We start from the raw sequence: 14841 nt of genomic DNA, 5'->3' as shown, positions 1-14841 counted from the left end.
TATTCTCAGCACATATTTGGTGTTCTGCCTTACAGGAGCGCAACATGGACAGAATAGTTTCTTCATCATCGCGACAGTCATTACTCAGCACACATAAAGTGCTGCGTAACACCTATTTTCTGCTGGGCCTTACGCTTGCCTTCTCTGCGCTAACGGCTACCGCCAGTACGCTACTGGCATTACCGGCTCCCGGCTTGATTCTGATGCTGGTGGGCTTCTATGGTCTGATGTTCCTGACCTATCGCCTGGCTGACAGCCCTATGGGCATTTTAGCCGCGTTTGCCTTTACAGGCTTCCTGGGTTACTGCCTGGGGCCCATCTTAAGTTCCTTCCTGACCGCGGGAATGGGTGACGTGATCGCGCTGGCGTTAGGGGGAACGGCGCTGGTGTTCTTCTGCTGTTCAGCCTACGTGCTGACAACAGGTCGTGACATGTCCTTCCTGGGCGGCATGATGATGGCGGGCTTCGTGGTGTTACTGGTTGCCGTTGTGGCTAACCTGTTCCTGCAACTTCCGGCGCTGCACCTGGCGATCAGCGCGCTGTTTATCCTGTTCTCTGCCGGTGCGATTTTGTGGGAAACCAGCAACATTATTCATGGTGGCGAAACCAACTATATTCGTGCCACGGTAAGCCTGTATGTTTCCCTGTATAACATCTTTGTTAGTCTGTTAAGCATATTAGGTTTTTCCCGCAGCAATTAATCGCCGCAGTTGAAGCGATGAAAACCCCGCCCCGGCGGGGTTTTTGCTTTTTCTGCGCTGTCAGTTTGGTAAACTGCAGCCCAAATGACGATGAGGAAGCACGATGAACTACAACGGTGACGAAATCGCTGTCGATGCCGAAGGCTATTTGAAAAACCACCATGACTGGAGTGAAGGGCTGGCCCGGCAGATTGCGGAAAGCGAGGCTATCGTGATGACTGATGCCCACTGGGAAGTGGTGCACTTTGTGCGTGACTTTTATCTGGAATTTAATACTTCGCCCGCCGTACGTATGCTGGTAAAAGCCATGGCGAAAAAGTATGGCGAAGAGAAAGGGAACAGCCGCTATCTGTTTCGCCTGTTCCCGGAGGGCCCAGCTAAACAGGCGACAAAAATTGCCGGCCTGCCCAAGCCCGCAAAATGTCTTTAATCAGCCGGTGGTAAAACGCTGTGGGATGTCGGCGGGCTGATGCGGCTCCACCCACACGTTCTCCACCTGTGCCGTGCGCGGCCCTCCGGCCTTTAACCAGGCCACTAAAGCCTCCACCTGCTCTGCTTCACCACTGGCCAGCACTTCAACGCGGCCATCATCGAGATTATGCGCATAACCCTTTACGCCGAGCGCATTGGCTTTCGCCTGCGTGCTGTAGCGGAAACCCACGCCCTGCACGGTGCCCTGTACCCAGGCTTTGTAACACACCATCGCCATGGTTCTCTCCTGCTGTTCGTTGCAATTTGCCGTTATCCACTGGACAATAGCGCCTCATTTTTTCAGGTAAGCATAGCAAACTATGACAGTTCGATTGATTCTCGCCAAGGGACGTGAAAAGTCCCTGCTCCGTCGTCATCCCTGGGTTTTCTCTGGGGCGGTCGCCCGTCTTGAAGGTAAAGCCCAGCAGGGGGAAACCATTGATGTTTGTGACAGTAATGGTAAATGGCTGGCGCGTGCCGCTTATTCACCTCAGTCACAAATTCGCGCTCGCGTCTGGAGCTGGCAGCAGGACGAATCTATCGATATCGCTTTCTTTGTCCGCCGTTTTCAGCAAGCACAAATCTGGCGCGACTGGCTGGCGGCACGCGACGGACTGGACAGCTATCGCCTGATTGCCGGCGAGTCCGACGGCCTGCCGGGCGTAACCATCGATCGCTTTGGCCACTTTTTGGTGCTTCAGTTGCTGTCTGCCGGGGCCGAGTATCAGCGCCCTGCCATTATTTCAGCGTTGCAGCAGTGTTTTCCGGATTGCGCTATCTACGATCGCTCCGACGTCGCGGTTCGTAAAAAAGAAGGGCTGGAGCTGACGCAGGGAACCGTAACCGGTGAACAACCTCCCGCGCTGTTGCCGATTACGGAACACGATATGAAGCTGCTGGTGGATATCCAGGGCGGCCATAAAACGGGCTATTACCTGGATCAGCGCGACAGCCGCTATGCAACACGACGCTATGCAAAAGACGCTCGCGTGCTGAACTGCTTTTCGTATACCGGTGGTTTTGCCGTCTCGGCGTTAATGGGCGGTTGTAGAGAAGTGATTAGCGTTGATACATCACAGGATGCGCTGGATGTGGCACGTCAAAACGTTGAGCTGAACGGATTAGATGTTTCCCGTGCCCAGTTCCAGCGCGATGACGTCTTTAAACTGCTGCGCCGCTATCGTGATAATGGTGAGAAATTCGATCTCATCATCATGGACCCGCCAAAGTTTGTTGAAAATAAAAATCAGCTTATGGGCGCCTGCCGTGGCTATAAAGACATCAACATGCTGGCGATTCAGTTGCTGAATCCCGGCGGAATGTTACTCACGTTTTCCTGCTCGGGCTTAATGGCTACTGATCTGTTCCAGAAAATCATCGCCGATGCCGCACTGGATGCAGGCCGTGACGTACAGTTTGTCGAGCAATTCCGTCAGGCTGCGGATCACCCAGTGATTGCCACCTATCCGGAAGGCCTTTACCTGAAAGGTTTCGCCTGCCGCGTCATGTGACTTGAAAAGACTGTCCTCGCCCCCATCTATGATGCAGGACAGTATTTTTCGGAGGTCATCATGATTGCCAGTAAATTTGGTATTGGTCAGCAGGTTCGTCATCGGTTATCCGGCGTGCTGGGTGTGATTGTCGATGTCGATCCTGAATACGCGTTAGATGAGCCACAGCTGGATGAGATCGGAGCAGTCGATACCATGCGTAGCGCGCCCTGGTACCATGTCGTGATGGAAGATGAGCAAGGCAGTCAGGTACATACCTACGTCGCCGAAATTCAGCTTGCTGGAGAAACCAGCCCGGAACATCCCGAGCAGCCGTCGATGGATGAACTGGCTGCATCTGTGCGTCAGCAGCTTCAGGCGCCGCATTTGCGTCACTAACAGCAGGCGGCAATCTGTTTGCCGCCGCTGCATTTAATGCCCCAAACCCAGCCGTGGGATCTCAATTTTGGGGCAGCGATCCATAATAACCGTCATCCCCGCATCCTGGGCCAGCACCGCAGCCTGCTCATTGATCACACCCAGCTGTAACCAGAGCGTATCTGCTCCCACTGCAATGGCATCCTGCGCCACGCCCCAGGCCGCTTCTGAATTGCGGAACACATCCACCATATCAATTTTTCCAGGGACTTCCGCCAGTGAACCATAGGCGGTTTGTCCTAACAGCGTTTGGCCTGCCAGCTTAGGACTTACCGGAATCACCTCATAACCCTGGTCGAGCAAATACTTCATTACGCCATAACTGGGACGTTCCGGGCGATCGCTGGCACCGACTAAGGCAATACGCTTTGTCCGGGTCAATACGTCGCGAATAGTCTGATCATTCATGCGCTTCTCCTTTGAGTCTGCTCTTCATTGTAGATGAGCCTTGATACTCATGACGTGAGTTGCAAAGACATATTGTGCCGCTTCGTTAGAATAAATATGTATAATTGTAAACTTAATGCCATAATGTAAGAATTTGCTACATCCATCCACTGTCAACCGGAGTCGAAATGAAGCTGTCAATGGCTGTAACGGGGTTCATTGCTCTCCTCGTTTCGGCATCCTGCTCTGCAATTACCCTGAAACTTGATCCCCAGATCACCTTGATGGTTTTAGATGGTCGGAAGATTTCTGGTTCACTGCTGAAAGGGGCTGACAGTTTAGAACTGGAGCGTGGTCAACATCAGTTTTTATTTCGGGTGGAACAACAGCCGGGTGACAATAAAACCGTTGCTCAACGCTATCAGTCTGTCCCGATGATTGTGACCTTCTCAGCTCAAGCAAAAACTATTGCCATCCGCCTGCCGCAGCTCAACAATCCACGGGAACGTCATAATTTTGACCGTTCACTGGCCTTCAGGCTGGTGGATGAAAAAGGCAAAGAGGTTTTTAGCGTGCGTGACCGTCTGCCTGTTACAGCCGGTGCGGATGTTGAAAAAGCGATGGTCGATTACAATCGTATGGGATTAGCGGCTTCTGTACCGCAATTCGCCAATCTCACCTCGCCATCCCCGTCTGCACAACTCACCGCCGACCTTGCCTGGTCTGTTGACACCACAACTCCGTCACTTCAGCACTGGTTTCAGCGTTTCGATGAGGCCACTCGTCAGCAGTTTATAAATCTGGTCAAAATGTTGCGGGCAAGTTGATAGTCTGAAATAGCACGAGGTAAACTGCTGCAACGGGCGATTTGCTCCTTTGCATCAGGATGCTGTTATGGAATACACCCTACGTACCCTTGGAAAACAAAAACATATCGCGCTGGTCGCCCATGACCACTGCAAAGCCTCTCTGCTGGACTGGGTCACACGTAATCAGCCAGCGCTCGAACCCCATATTCTCTATGCGACAGGCACCACGGGTAATCTGATAAACCGTCACACCGGCCTGAACGTCAATGCGATGCTGAGTGGCCCAATGGGCGGAGATCAGCAGGTTGGCGCATTGATTGCCGAGAGTAAAATTGACGCACTGATGTTTTTTTGGGATCCGTTAAATGCGGTTCCTCACGATCCTGACGTCAAAGCCCTGCTGCGTCTGGCCACGGTATGGAATATTCCGGTTGCAACCAATCGGGCAACTGCCGATTTTATTATTCAGTCGCCGCTGTTTGCTCAGTCCGTCGATATACGCATTCCAGACTATGAACGCTACCTGGCTGAACGTCTGAAATAACTCAGGCTTTGCGCAGCACCGGCACGTCCAGTTCACGAAATGCCTCGACAAAGACCGACGGTTGCTGCTTATCGAAGAGCAACCAGACCTGCTGTCGCGCGCGCGTGAGCGCGACGTAAGCCAGCCTGCGCTCTTCTGCATCGGGAAAGGCTTCAGGCTGAGGCAGCAAGCCTTGCTCAATAATTGACTCGCGCTGAGCCGCGGGAAAGCCCTCTTTGCCTTGCTGAAGCCCCAGCAGAATCACGTAATCGGCCTGCTGGCCTTTGCTGGCATGAATAGTCAGAAAGTCGATGTTTAATTTTGGCCAGCGGGTTTTGGCTTTATCCAGTAAATCCGGGCGCAAATAGTGATAGCGTGCCAGTAGCAGCACTCGCTCATCGGGTTTTGCATAACCACTCAGTTTATTCAGCAGCGCCTCCAGCTGATCCTGGGGCAACAGCGCGATAGACTTTTTATTGCCTTTAATCAGGCTGTTTAAGGGCTTACGCAACTGATGCGGATTTTGCTGAATAAAGCGGTTGGCAATCTCGCCAATACGATCGTTGAAGCGGTAAGTGGTGTCCAGCACACAGCGGTCGCCCTCACCGAAATAGTGATGAAACGCCGTTGTCAGGCTCATTTCAGCCCCACTGAAGCGATAAATCGCCTGCCAGTCATCCCCCACAGCAAACAGCGTGGTACGCTTGTTTTGCTGGCGCAGTGCGCTCAGTAAGGCCGCGCGTTGCGGGGAAATATCCTGGAACTCATCCACCAGAATATGCTTCCACGGGCTGATAAAACGTCCTTTTTCCAGAATCGCGACGGCCTGATGAATCAGCCCTGAAAAATCGACGGCGCCCTCATCTTTAAGTGCACTCTTCCAGGCTTTGAGCAGCGGTGCCATCAGTTTGATCCGTTTACTGAACAGGTCGCGTAGCGCGTCAGGGACGTCCTCAATCATGGCGGCCTGCGCGCCGCCGTGCATGCGCATCAGACTCAGCCAGCGTTCAAGGCGGGGAGCCAGGCGCTCAGCTAACCGATCATCTTGCCAGAATGCACCTTCGCTGATCTCCCACGCCAGTTCATCACGCAGCCATTGCCGCCAGCCATTAGCCTGAGCCTTCTTTTCGTTACACTGTTGCCGCCAGTGCTCGACCAGCAACGCCCGGCGTGCGCCGGCGTCGCTTTCCAGTTTACTGATAACAGGCTGTTTATTGCTGCCTTCGCGAATGATATGCAAGGCCAGGGAATGAAAAGTACGCGCCTGCATATCTGCAACATCTAGCCGACATTGGATGCGGTCATTCATTTCTTCAGCCGCGTGACGGCCAAACGCCAACAGCAGAATTTGATCGGCGGAGGCGAGCCTGCGCGCTAATAACCAGCCCGCGCGGGCAACCAGCACGGACGTTTTACCGCTGCCCGCACCGGCAAGCACCAGCACCGCATCTTCACCATTGACCACGGCTTCGGCTTGTGAGGTATTCAGTGGTGTGGACTCAACCGTGGCGAAGAAATCCTGATAGCGGGTTAACATCGCGGCCGTCCAGTCGCGGTTGCGCTGGCCGATTGCCGCGTCACCCTGCTGTAACCAGTGTTGGCAAAATGCCCAGTTTTCACGGCAGGAATCAAAACTCTCGATGCGGGATAGCGGCAAGGGTAAGGCATCGAACTGCTTAAGTATCTGGTTCTTAACGGCCTGCAGTTCACTGCGCTTTAACCAACGGTCCTGCTCGCTGAAACCTTGAATTTCCTCACGAAGATCCTGTAATACTGCCGCGCATACCTCACTCATTTCATGGCTCCATGCCTGCCATGACTGCATAAGGTAGTGGTAGAAACGTTGGGTCTCCTGCCATTCGGTGCCATGCAAACGCACAACTTTACCGTCCGCCAGCAAAAACTCCAGCTCTCCCCAGACCATGCCACGCTTACAGGTAATGTCGGACAGTTGGTTAAAGGGGAGCAGATATTCGTGTTTATCGCCGCTGACTTCAACGCCAGCGGCCAACAGGCGAACCCGATTGTAGGGATGCTGGGCAAGCCGTTTGCCCATGGATGTTGCTTTAAGTTCCACGCCGACACCAACGACCGATATAAAGAGTAATCGGAGTTTACCTGTCAGACTCTTGACGCTCCAGCCTTAAAACACGGTAAACTGCGACATATCTTGCGGAGTGCAAAAGGAAAAGCGGGTTATGCGCACTGTTTTAAATATTCTCAATTTTGTTTTAGGTGGATTCTTCACCACGCTCAGTTGGTTGTTCGCAACGCTTATCAGCATTGTACTGGTATTTACCCTGCCGTTGACGCGCTCCTGCTGGGAAATCACCAGGCTCTCGTTTCTGCCGTTTGGCAATGAAGCGGTGCATGTGGACGTCCTGCGCCCCGACAGTAAAAGTCACATCATGAATACGGGGGGAACCTTCCTGAATATCTTCTGGCTGATTTTTTTCGGCTGGTGGCTGTGCCTGTCCCACATTTCAGTCGGTATTGTGCAGTGCATCAGCATCATTGGCATTCCAGTAGGTATCGCAAACTTCAAGATTGCCGCCATTGCACTCTGGCCGGTAGGTCGTCGGGTTGTCTCTGTCGAAGAGGCGCGTGCCGCGCGTGATGCCAATGCCCGTCGCCGCTATTAATATTCTGTCTGGATGGCGCAAGTATTTTTTTAACAGCACCTGGCGTTACCTGCTGCGTATCCTGTTCGCCTTGAGCGGATGCGCAGCGGTTCCCTGGTTACTGCAGCAGATTGACTGGACCATCCCCTTGACCCTTGGCGTGGTCGCCGCCGCGCTGGCCGATCTGGATGATCGGCTGGCTGGGCGTTTAAAAAATCTGTTAATCACCCTGTTGTGCTTTTGTATTGCTTCGGTTTCAGTAGAGCTGTTATTCCCTCACCCGCTGGCCTTTATTGTCGGCCTGGCCATCTCCACCTGGGGTTTCATTCTGCTGGGCGCGCTGGGGCAGCGCTATGCCACCATTGCTTTCGGCGCATTGTTGATTGCCGTTTACACCATGCTGGGCATCGGACTTTTTTCACAGTGGTATCTGCAGCCCATGCTGCTGCTGGTCGGCGCGCTCTGGTATAATCTGCTGACGCTGTTGGGGCACATGATGTTTCCCGTTCGCCCGGTTCAGGAACAACTGGCAGCCAGTTTTTCTCAGTTAGCACACTATCTGGATGCCAAAGCCAACCTGTTTGATCCTGATGCCGATGACCAGGACGATGCGACTTTTGTTGAGGCGGCCATGGTGAACAGCCAGCTTGTCGCCCAGCTTAATCTGACCAAAACAACCCTGCAGAGCCGTTTACGTGGCGACAGGGGTTCACGTGGCACCCGACGGAGCCTGCACTACTATTTTGTCGCCCAGGACATCCACGAACGCGCCAGCTCGTCTCATCTTCAGTACCATTTACTGCGCGGCAACTGGCGTTATAACGAAATTTTGTTTCGCTTTCAGCGCCTGCTTAACATGCAGGCTCAGGCATGCCGACAACTGGCCCGCGCGCTTTTACTGCGCGAACGTTGGGAACATGACAGTCGTTTTGAGCGCGTTTTTGAGCGTTTACACAACGCTATTCAACGTCTCGAACAGAGCCATCCGGATGCAGCCCATACCGGCGCGCTGTTTTGGTTATTACGTAACCTGCAAGCGATTGATGCGCAACTGGCCTCTATTGAGTCTGAGCAGGCGCTGGCGGACGATCCGCAGCACAGCGACAATATGCTGTCGCGCGAGGAGATCAGTGGCTGGAGCGACATTAAGCTGCGCCTGAGCCGCCACCTGACGCCCGCCTCTGCGCTGTTTCGTCATGCTGTCAGGATGTCAGTGGTGATGTGCGTCGGATATGGATTTATTCAGATCACCGGTCTGGAGCGCGGCTACTGGATCCTGTTGACCAGCCTGTTTGTTTGCCAGCCCAACTACAGTGCGACCCAGCGCAGACTGGCACTGCGCATCGGCGGAACGCTGGCAGGCATTGCTATTGGCTTGCCTTTACTGTGGCTGGTGCCCTCTGTGGAAGGCCAGCTGTTTTTGATTGTCGTGACCGGTGTCCTGTTCTTTGCGTTTCGCCAGGTGCAATACGCCCAGGCAACCTTGTTTATTACCCTGCTGGTTCTGCTTTGTTTTAACCTGCTGGGTGAGGGTTTTGAAGTGGCATTACCCCGGGTCGTTGATACGCTGCTGGGCTGCGCGCTGGCCTGGCTGGCGGTCACCTTTATCTGGCCTGACTGGCGCTTTCGCCAACTTCCGGCCGTCGCCACCCGAACGTTGAATGCTAACTGTCGCTATCTTGATGCCATTATGGAGCAATATCATCAGGGTAAAGACAATCGTCTTGCTTATCGTATTGCCCGTCGTGACGCACACAACGCTGATGCCGAGCTGGCATCGGTAGTATCCAATATGAGCAGTGAGACCCGCACCAGCCTTAAACTTCGGGAGTCGGCGTTTCAGTTACTGTGCCTGAATCACTCCTTCCTGAGCTATATCTCTGCGCTGGGCGCGCACCGAGACAAAGTGACGCAGCCTGCCCTGCTGGCGCTGCTCGACGATACGGTATGTTATGTCGAGGATGTGCTGCAGACGGATGTGGTCAGTGACAGCCGGGCAGAAAAAATGCGTATTGAACTGGTGCAGCGCATCGCGCAGCTCACTACCGAGCCGGACCCACGTGCGCCGCTGGTGCTACAGCAACTGGGTTTACTGGTCGCGCTGATGCCCGACATTGCACGCCTGCGACGCACACTGGGCAAACGCTAACGGCCTTTTTCTTTCCCCTCCGACATCATCAGTGCGGCCTGATACCACTCGCCTAACTCGGTTTTAATGGTTTGCGGCAGCGCCGCCTGATGATGACCGGAAATCGCCCCTTCAAGCGCTAACAGCGTTTTGAGGCCAAGATGATGGTTGTTGCGTCTCAGTTTTAACCAACACTGTTTGGCCCCTGCTTCATGCAAGTGTTTTACGGTACAGATACCTATCTCATGCAGCATCATTTCCAGTCGCAGACTGACATTCGGCAGGTCTTTTAAACGCACCTTGCCCTGGCGGTCATCTTGTTCACGCCGGGCGGTTTCCAGTGAAGCGGCAGACAGCGCGACCAGATGCTCTGGGTGAGCCCACAGGTTGTCATCGACCTTATAATAATTCAGGCTGACCGCTATCCCGCGTTTGCGAAACGTAAGCGGTTCCAGCGGCTGTTCTGCCACATATTCCCGTAATTCTTCACTGGCGCGTAAATAGAGCTGATCTTCTTTTATCAGTGCAAAAACGACCCGTTCCACCGCCAGGGCATAGCCACCAAACTGGGTACGGGATTGAACATGACCCAACGGGGCCAACTGCTGTATTGAGCGCAGGATGACCCGCTGCTGTTTCTTCATATCATCACCTCCTTGTAACACAAACCTGTTAAAAACGTTACTATTCAGACGGTTAGAAGATAAGTAAATTCAGTAACAGGTTCAATGAATAAATCCGTTTAAACACAACCTTGTGCAAATTTTGCGAGGCATTTTCAGAAATTCAGGTTGATCTTTATCCAGGATGTCATTACTGTATATCCATACAGTCAACTGCTGAGTGATTAATTTATGCGCACCCAACATACCAGTAATGTATGCTCTGCTCACCGTTACGCCTTGTCCTCTGTTCCGGCAACGCACGGAGGCTGGATCACTGAATTACGTTACAGCGAACAGCCTGGCATGATGCAGATGCTGTTGTTACCGCTGCTACAGCAATTGAGTCAGCAATCTCGCTGGCAACTGTGGTTAACGCCTGCCCATAAGTTGAGCCGGGCCTGGATGCAGGAATCGGGTTTGCCACTTGAGAAAAGTATGCATATCGCCGATGCTGAACGTTACAATGCTGTAGAAGCCATGATTAAAGCGTTACGCACAGGAAATTACAGTGTTGTTTTGGCCTGGATTCCCTACGAACTGGATGAAGATGAACGTCGTGAACTGGAACTTGCGGCGGCGGAAGGAAAAGCCCTGGGGCTCATTTTGCGGTCGGGTGAAACTCCCAAAACGGCAGTAAGACCAGAAAGTTCGCTAAAAATTCAGTCTGATTTGTTTCATTAAGTAAAAAATGAGATTTATCTCAACAGCTTTTTTATCTGACTAAAGGCTAAGACACTGATTCTGCTCCCCCCAGTAATGACAACGGCTTAGCCCCCTTTTTGTGGGGTAAGCACCCCACAGAAGTTCAGGCTAAATTGTTAGAAATTATGTATAAAACACTGTTTTTTTACATAAGTGCCTCACATCACACTTGTAAGTTTCCAATCTCGTTGTAGACTTTATCTCGCCAGGGTGCTCAATAACCTCCGTTTTTTGCGGTAGAGTCATAAGCGAGCGTTTTGACCCGGCGAAGGATTAAACCAAGAGCAACCTTTATGCTCATTGCCTATTTGGATGATAACGAGGCGCAAAATGAAAAAGACAGCTATCGCAATTGCAGTGGCACTGGCTGGCTTCGCTACCGTAGCGCAGGCCGCCCCAAAAGATAACACCTGGTACACCGGTGCTAAACTGGGCTGGTCTCAGTATCACGACACTGGTTACTACGGTCACGGTTACCAAAACAACGACGGCCCAACTCATGAAAGCCAACTGGGCGCGGGTGCGTTCGGTGGTTACCAGGCTAACCCATACCTGGGTTTTGAACTGGGTTATGACTGGTTAGGTCGTATGCCTAATAAAGGCAACCAGGTGAATGGCGCATTTAAAGCACAGGGCATCCAGCTGGCTGCCAAACTGAGCTACCCAATCGCAGACGATTTGGACATCTATACCCGCCTGGGTGGCATGGTATGGCGTGCAGACTCTACTCAGCAGAACGTAGCTAATGGCACTCGCATCAGCGACCACGACACCGGTGTTTCTCCACTGGCAGCTGTTGGTGTTGAATATGCGCTGACCAAAAACTGGGCAACCCGTCTGGATTACCAGTGGGTTAACAACATCGGTGATGCACAGACCGTTGGTGCTCGTCCAGACAACGGCATGCTGAGCTTGGGTGTTTCTTACCGCTTCGGTCAGGATGATGTTGCTGCACCAGCTCCGGCTCCAGCACCAGCTCCAGCGCCAGTGGTTCAGACCAAGCGCTTCACTCTGAAATCAGACGTCCTGTTCACGTTCAACAAGTCGACTCTGAAGCCAGAAGGTCAGCAGGCTCTGGATCAGCTGTACAGCCAGCTGAGCTCAATGGATCCTAAAGACGGTTCAGTAGTTGTTCTGGGCTTTACCGATCGCATCGGTTCAGAGCAGTACAACCAGAAACTGTCTGAGAAACGTGCTCAGTCAGTAGTAGATTACCTGGTATCTAAAGGTATCCCTACTAACAAGATCTCTGCTCGCGGCATGGGTGAATCTAACCCAGTTACTGGCAACACCTGTGACAGCGTGAAAGGTCGTAAGGCCCTGATCGACTGCCTGGCGCCAGACCGTCGTGTAGAAATCGATGTTAAAGGCATCAAAGACGTTGTAACTCAGCCACAGGCTTAAGTTATACGTGATAAAAAACCCCGCTAATGCGGGGTTTTTTTTGTCCTGAATATGAGATGGCTCATGGGGTTTTTGCTCTGAAGCGGCTGTCCAGATGGTACGCCCACTACTCTTTTTCAGAACCCGAGTTGCCTAATATCGCCTGCAGATCCTGCTTCAGCGTCGACATTTGGCTGGCGTACTTCTCTTTGCGTTCGGCATCTTCGATGAGCTGCACGATGGTTTCGGACAGCGTACTGTTACGGCGCTGCGCTAATCCCGCCAGCCGTTGCCAGACCAGATATTCGAGATCGATTGATTTTTTACGTGTGTGCTGATGCTCAGCATTGAAATGGCGCTTTCGCCGGGCACGGATAGTTTGCTTAAGTCGGTTGTCCAGATCGGGATGAATATGCTGGTTGATCCAGTCGTTAATTTCTACCGGATTATTTTCCATCACCAACAGCTTATCGACCGCGGCCTGCGCAGCACTGAGTTCCAGGTGACGCGTGATCAGCTCACCTTCCCGATGTTTTTTCACCAGGTATTTCCACTTCCATCCACTTTCAAGATTTTCGAGCTGCTGGTATTTCATCGGAATCTCATCGTGATCACGTAACGAACTAAGAATAACAGCTTTTTTACCGGATGCAGCAACGAAAAACATGCTGCCAGCGTCACAACATCTGATTGAACTCTGCAGTGCTTAAGCAAGGTGAATCCTGTATAATCTCGCTTTTCTCAAAACAGACAAATGCGATTATTTTGACCAGCACTCAACTTACGTGGCAAACCTTACAGCCGGATAGCACGCAATATCAATCCGTTTTCTCCCGAATTGCTGACGAAGAGACCGATGCCTTAGCAACGGTACAGCACCGACTGCTGAACGCGCTGGCCCATTTACATCATCAAAGTCAGGGTTTCCCACTGTTGCTGGTTCGCAGCCAGGAAAACCGTGACTATCTTGCGTTGATAGCTGATGCAGCACAACGCGTTATGGGCCATTCGTCAGCACTGTCAGGTGGTGACTACCACATCATGGCCGACAACGTTACCTTGCAGCCGCCAACCGACAGCCAGCGCCCGTTTACCAGTCAGGGTGGCATTCACTATGCTGACTGGATCGAGCAGGAAGCGCTGTTTGGCTGTGTTCGGATGCACAAAGATCGTATTCAGCTTGAGCCGGGCCTTATTCATCGTGCCAACGGCGGAACACTGGTACTTTCACTGCGCGCATTGCTCACTCAGCCGCTGCTGTGGCTGCGGCTGAAAAAGTCTATTGAACAAGGCTACATTGAGTGGTTGTCGCAGGACGAACGTCGTCCCCTGCCGGTTTCCGTTCCCCCGCTTCCGCTTCAGCTGAATCTGGTGCTCTGCGGTGAACGTGACACACTGGCTGATTTTCAGGAGCTGGATGCTGAAGCTCACGAAATGGCGATTTACACTGAATTCGAAGAAAATATTCAGATCCTGGATGAAGACGACATGCTCGCATGGTGTCGCTGGACAGTCGATCTTGCCAGCCAGGCGGATATCGCCGTCCCCGATGAAGACTTCTGGCCAGAACTGATCAAAGAAGGCGTCCGTTATAGCGGCGATCAGGAAACCCTTCCGCTCTGCCCACGCTGGCTGCTGCGCCAGCTGCGTGAAACCACCCTGATGGGTGACACGCTCAGCGCCGAAGCACTGCGTGACGCGCTGGAAGCACGGCTGTGGCGTGAGAACTACCTCAACGAACGTTTGCGTGATGAGATTCTGCAGCGCCAAATTTTGGTCGAAACAGAAGGTGAAGTCGTTGGTCAGATAAACGGCCTGTCAGTGGTGGAATATCCCGGTCATCCGCGAGCCTGGGGCGATCCCTGCCGTATTACCTGCGTGGTGCATCCCGGTGACGGTGAATTTACCGATGTCGAACGCAAAGCGGAGCTAGGTGGCAATATTCATGCTAAAGGCATGATGATTATGCAGGCCTACCTGATTGCTGAACTGGAGCTGGATCAGCAACTGCCGTTTTCAGCGTCGCTGGTGTTTGAACAATCTTATTCCGAAGTGGATGGCGACAGCGCGTCGCTGGCAGAACTGTGCGCCTTGATTAGCGCCCTCGCCAGCGAACCCTTGAATCAGCAGGTTGCGGTCACCGGCTCGGTCGATCAGTTTGGTAATGTGCAACCGGTTGGCGGACTGAATGAAAAGATCGAAGGGTTTTTCGATATCTGCCATCAGCGTGAACTGACCGGACAGCAGGGCGTCATTATTCCTGCCTGTAACGTTCGTCACCTCAGTCTGAACCAGCAGGTGGTCAGCGCGGTCGAAGAGGGACGTTTTCATATCTGGGCAATCGATCGTGCTGATGAAGCGCTGCCTCTGCTGACAGGTAAAATATGGAATACGGAAGATGGCGAAGGCGAATGTCTGCTGCGTACGATTCAGGAACGCATCAGTCAGATGAATCAACCAGAGCCTTCACCACGATTCTGGCCGCTGCGATGGCTTAACTGGTTTAACCACCGCTAATCCCAT

The 14841-nt window shown here is 52.7% G+C and carries 16 protein-coding genes; 11 read left to right on the top strand and 5 right to left on the bottom strand.

Going from position 1 to position 14841, the window contains the following annotated elements; genetic code table 11:
• Positions 1-44: 44 nt before the first annotated feature.
• Together yccA and NR177_RS05940 are read left to right on the top strand one after the other, a co-directional pair.
• Entirely contained in the window at positions 45-701 is a 657-nt protein-coding gene (gene yccA / locus NR177_RS05945; protein WP_063878996.1) for an FtsH protease modulator YccA, read from the top strand.
• A 103-nt stretch (positions 702-804) separates the two neighbouring features.
• Entirely contained in the window at positions 805-1131 is a 327-nt protein-coding gene (locus NR177_RS05940; protein WP_063878995.1) for a TusE/DsrC/DsvC family sulfur relay protein, read from the top strand.
• Here NR177_RS05940 and yccX read toward each other — a convergent pair whose 3' ends face one another.
• Positions 1132-1410: an acylphosphatase gene (gene yccX, locus NR177_RS05935; RefSeq protein ID WP_256852462.1), complete on the bottom strand. Its 279-nt coding sequence runs from the start codon at positions 1408-1410 to the stop codon at positions 1132-1134. It abuts the gene before it with no gap.
• A gap of 82 nt (positions 1411-1492) precedes the next feature.
• Between yccX and rlmI the strand changes: the two genes are divergently transcribed.
• The gene (gene rlmI, locus NR177_RS05930) at positions 1493-2683 is read left to right on the top strand and encodes a 23S rRNA (cytosine(1962)-C(5))-methyltransferase RlmI (RefSeq protein ID WP_109717256.1); all 1191 of its coding nucleotides are present in this window, start codon (positions 1493-1495) and stop codon (positions 2681-2683) included.
• 60 nt (positions 2684-2743) lie between these two features.
• Positions 2744-3061 carry a heat shock protein HspQ gene (hspQ, locus tag NR177_RS05925; RefSeq protein WP_063878992.1) on the top strand — a complete coding sequence of 106 codons (318 nt, stop codon included), beginning with the start codon at positions 2744-2746 and terminating at the stop codon, positions 3059-3061.
• Positions 3062-3094: 33 nt separating this feature from the next.
• Here hspQ and NR177_RS05920 read toward each other — a convergent pair whose 3' ends face one another.
• The gene (locus NR177_RS05920) at positions 3095-3508 is read right to left on the bottom strand and encodes a CoA-binding protein (RefSeq protein WP_063878991.1); all 414 of its coding nucleotides are present in this window, start codon (positions 3506-3508) and stop codon (positions 3095-3097) included.
• A 167-nt stretch (positions 3509-3675) separates the two neighbouring features.
• Here NR177_RS05920 and NR177_RS05915 point away from each other — a divergent pair, with 167 nt between their 5' ends.
• Together NR177_RS05915 and mgsA are read left to right on the top strand one after the other, a co-directional pair.
• Positions 3676-4314, top strand: coding sequence for a DUF2057 family protein (locus NR177_RS05915; RefSeq protein ID WP_063878990.1), 639 nt, complete (start codon positions 3676-3678; stop codon positions 4312-4314).
• 67 nt (positions 4315-4381) lie between these two features.
• A complete protein-coding gene (mgsA, locus tag NR177_RS05910; RefSeq protein ID WP_256852461.1) occupies positions 4382-4840 on the top strand; it encodes a methylglyoxal synthase in 459 nt (152 codons plus the stop codon).
• Position 4841: 1 nt separating this feature from the next.
• Here mgsA and helD read toward each other — a convergent pair whose 3' ends face one another.
• The gene (gene helD / locus NR177_RS05905; protein ID WP_256852460.1) at positions 4842-6896 is read right to left on the bottom strand and encodes a DNA helicase IV; all 2055 of its coding nucleotides are present in this window, start codon (positions 6894-6896) and stop codon (positions 4842-4844) included.
• 121 nt (positions 6897-7017) lie between these two features.
• Between helD and NR177_RS05900 the strand changes: the two genes are divergently transcribed.
• Together NR177_RS05900 and yccS are read left to right on the top strand one after the other, a co-directional pair.
• Positions 7018-7461: a YccF domain-containing protein gene (locus NR177_RS05900; protein ID WP_096012247.1), complete on the top strand. Its 444-nt coding sequence runs from the start codon at positions 7018-7020 to the stop codon at positions 7459-7461.
• Positions 7442-9589, top strand: coding sequence for a YccS family putative transporter (yccS, locus tag NR177_RS05895; protein ID WP_218995360.1), 2148 nt, complete (start codon positions 7442-7444; stop codon positions 9587-9589). Before NR177_RS05900 ends, yccS begins: the two co-directional genes overlap by 20 nt.
• Here the strand turns inward: yccS and NR177_RS05890 are convergent.
• Positions 9586-10212, bottom strand: coding sequence for a TfoX/Sxy family DNA transformation protein (locus NR177_RS05890; protein WP_063878985.1), 627 nt, complete (start codon positions 10210-10212; stop codon positions 9586-9588). The two genes, yccS and NR177_RS05890, sit on opposite strands and share 4 nt — an antisense overlap.
• 210 nt (positions 10213-10422) lie before the next feature.
• Here NR177_RS05890 and sulA point away from each other — a divergent pair, with 210 nt between their 5' ends.
• The gene (gene sulA / locus NR177_RS05885; RefSeq protein WP_063878984.1) at positions 10423-10914 is read left to right on the top strand and encodes an SOS-induced cell division inhibitor SulA; all 492 of its coding nucleotides are present in this window, start codon (positions 10423-10425) and stop codon (positions 10912-10914) included.
• A gap of 351 nt (positions 10915-11265) precedes the next feature.
• Positions 11266-12339 carry a porin OmpA gene (gene ompA, locus NR177_RS05880; protein ID WP_256852459.1) on the top strand — a complete coding sequence of 358 codons (1074 nt, stop codon included), beginning with the start codon at positions 11266-11268 and terminating at the stop codon, positions 12337-12339.
• Between the two features lie 106 nt (positions 12340-12445).
• Here ompA and matP read toward each other — a convergent pair whose 3' ends face one another.
• On the bottom strand, positions 12446-12913 hold the full coding sequence (gene matP / locus NR177_RS05875; protein WP_141248571.1) for a macrodomain Ter protein MatP: 468 nt from the start codon (positions 12911-12913) through the stop codon (positions 12446-12448).
• Positions 12914-13008: 95 nt separating this feature from the next.
• Here matP and NR177_RS05870 point away from each other — a divergent pair, with 95 nt between their 5' ends.
• On the top strand, positions 13009-14835 hold the full coding sequence (locus tag NR177_RS05870) for a Lon protease family protein (protein ID WP_256852458.1): 1827 nt from the start codon (positions 13009-13011) through the stop codon (positions 14833-14835).
• Positions 14836-14841 lie beyond the last annotated feature (6 nt).

It is taken from the genome of Pantoea sp. Fr+CA_20 (assembly GCF_024520835.1).
Taxonomy (GTDB): Bacteria; Pseudomonadota; Gammaproteobacteria; order Enterobacterales; family Enterobacteriaceae; genus Pantoea; species Pantoea allii.
The sequence above is the reverse complement of the archived record's forward strand: the minus strand, read 5'-3'. Positions and strand labels throughout refer to the sequence as shown.

What these genes read in the sequence shown, in the direction of transcription:
- yccA (WP_063878996.1), top strand. Translation starts at nt 45, where the DNA reads ATGGACAGAATAGTTTCTTCATCATCGCGACAGTCATTACTCAGCACA.
- NR177_RS05940 (WP_063878995.1), top strand. Translation starts at nt 805, where the DNA reads ATGAACTACAACGGTGACGAAATCGCTGTCGATGCCGAAGGCTATTTG.
- yccX (WP_256852462.1), bottom strand. Translation starts at nt 1,410, where the DNA reads ATGGCGATGGTGTGTTACAAAGCCTGGGTACAGGGCACCGTGCAGGGC.
- rlmI (WP_109717256.1), top strand. Translation starts at nt 1,493, where the DNA reads ATGACAGTTCGATTGATTCTCGCCAAGGGACGTGAAAAGTCCCTGCTC.
- hspQ (WP_063878992.1), top strand. Translation starts at nt 2,744, where the DNA reads ATGATTGCCAGTAAATTTGGTATTGGTCAGCAGGTTCGTCATCGGTTA.
- NR177_RS05920 (WP_063878991.1), bottom strand. Translation starts at nt 3,508, where the DNA reads ATGAATGATCAGACTATTCGCGACGTATTGACCCGGACAAAGCGTATT.
- NR177_RS05915 (WP_063878990.1), top strand. Translation starts at nt 3,676, where the DNA reads ATGAAGCTGTCAATGGCTGTAACGGGGTTCATTGCTCTCCTCGTTTCG.
- mgsA (WP_256852461.1), top strand. Translation starts at nt 4,382, where the DNA reads ATGGAATACACCCTACGTACCCTTGGAAAACAAAAACATATCGCGCTG.
- NR177_RS05900 (WP_096012247.1), top strand. Translation starts at nt 7,018, where the DNA reads ATGCGCACTGTTTTAAATATTCTCAATTTTGTTTTAGGTGGATTCTTC.
- yccS (WP_218995360.1), top strand. Translation starts at nt 7,442, where the DNA reads ATGCCCGTCGCCGCTATTAATATTCTGTCTGGATGGCGCAAGTATTTT.
- NR177_RS05890 (WP_063878985.1), bottom strand. Translation starts at nt 10,212, where the DNA reads ATGAAGAAACAGCAGCGGGTCATCCTGCGCTCAATACAGCAGTTGGCC.
- sulA (WP_063878984.1), top strand. Translation starts at nt 10,423, where the DNA reads ATGCGCACCCAACATACCAGTAATGTATGCTCTGCTCACCGTTACGCC.
- ompA (WP_256852459.1), top strand. Translation starts at nt 11,266, where the DNA reads ATGAAAAAGACAGCTATCGCAATTGCAGTGGCACTGGCTGGCTTCGCT.
- matP (WP_141248571.1), bottom strand. Translation starts at nt 12,913, where the DNA reads ATGAAATACCAGCAGCTCGAAAATCTTGAAAGTGGATGGAAGTGGAAA.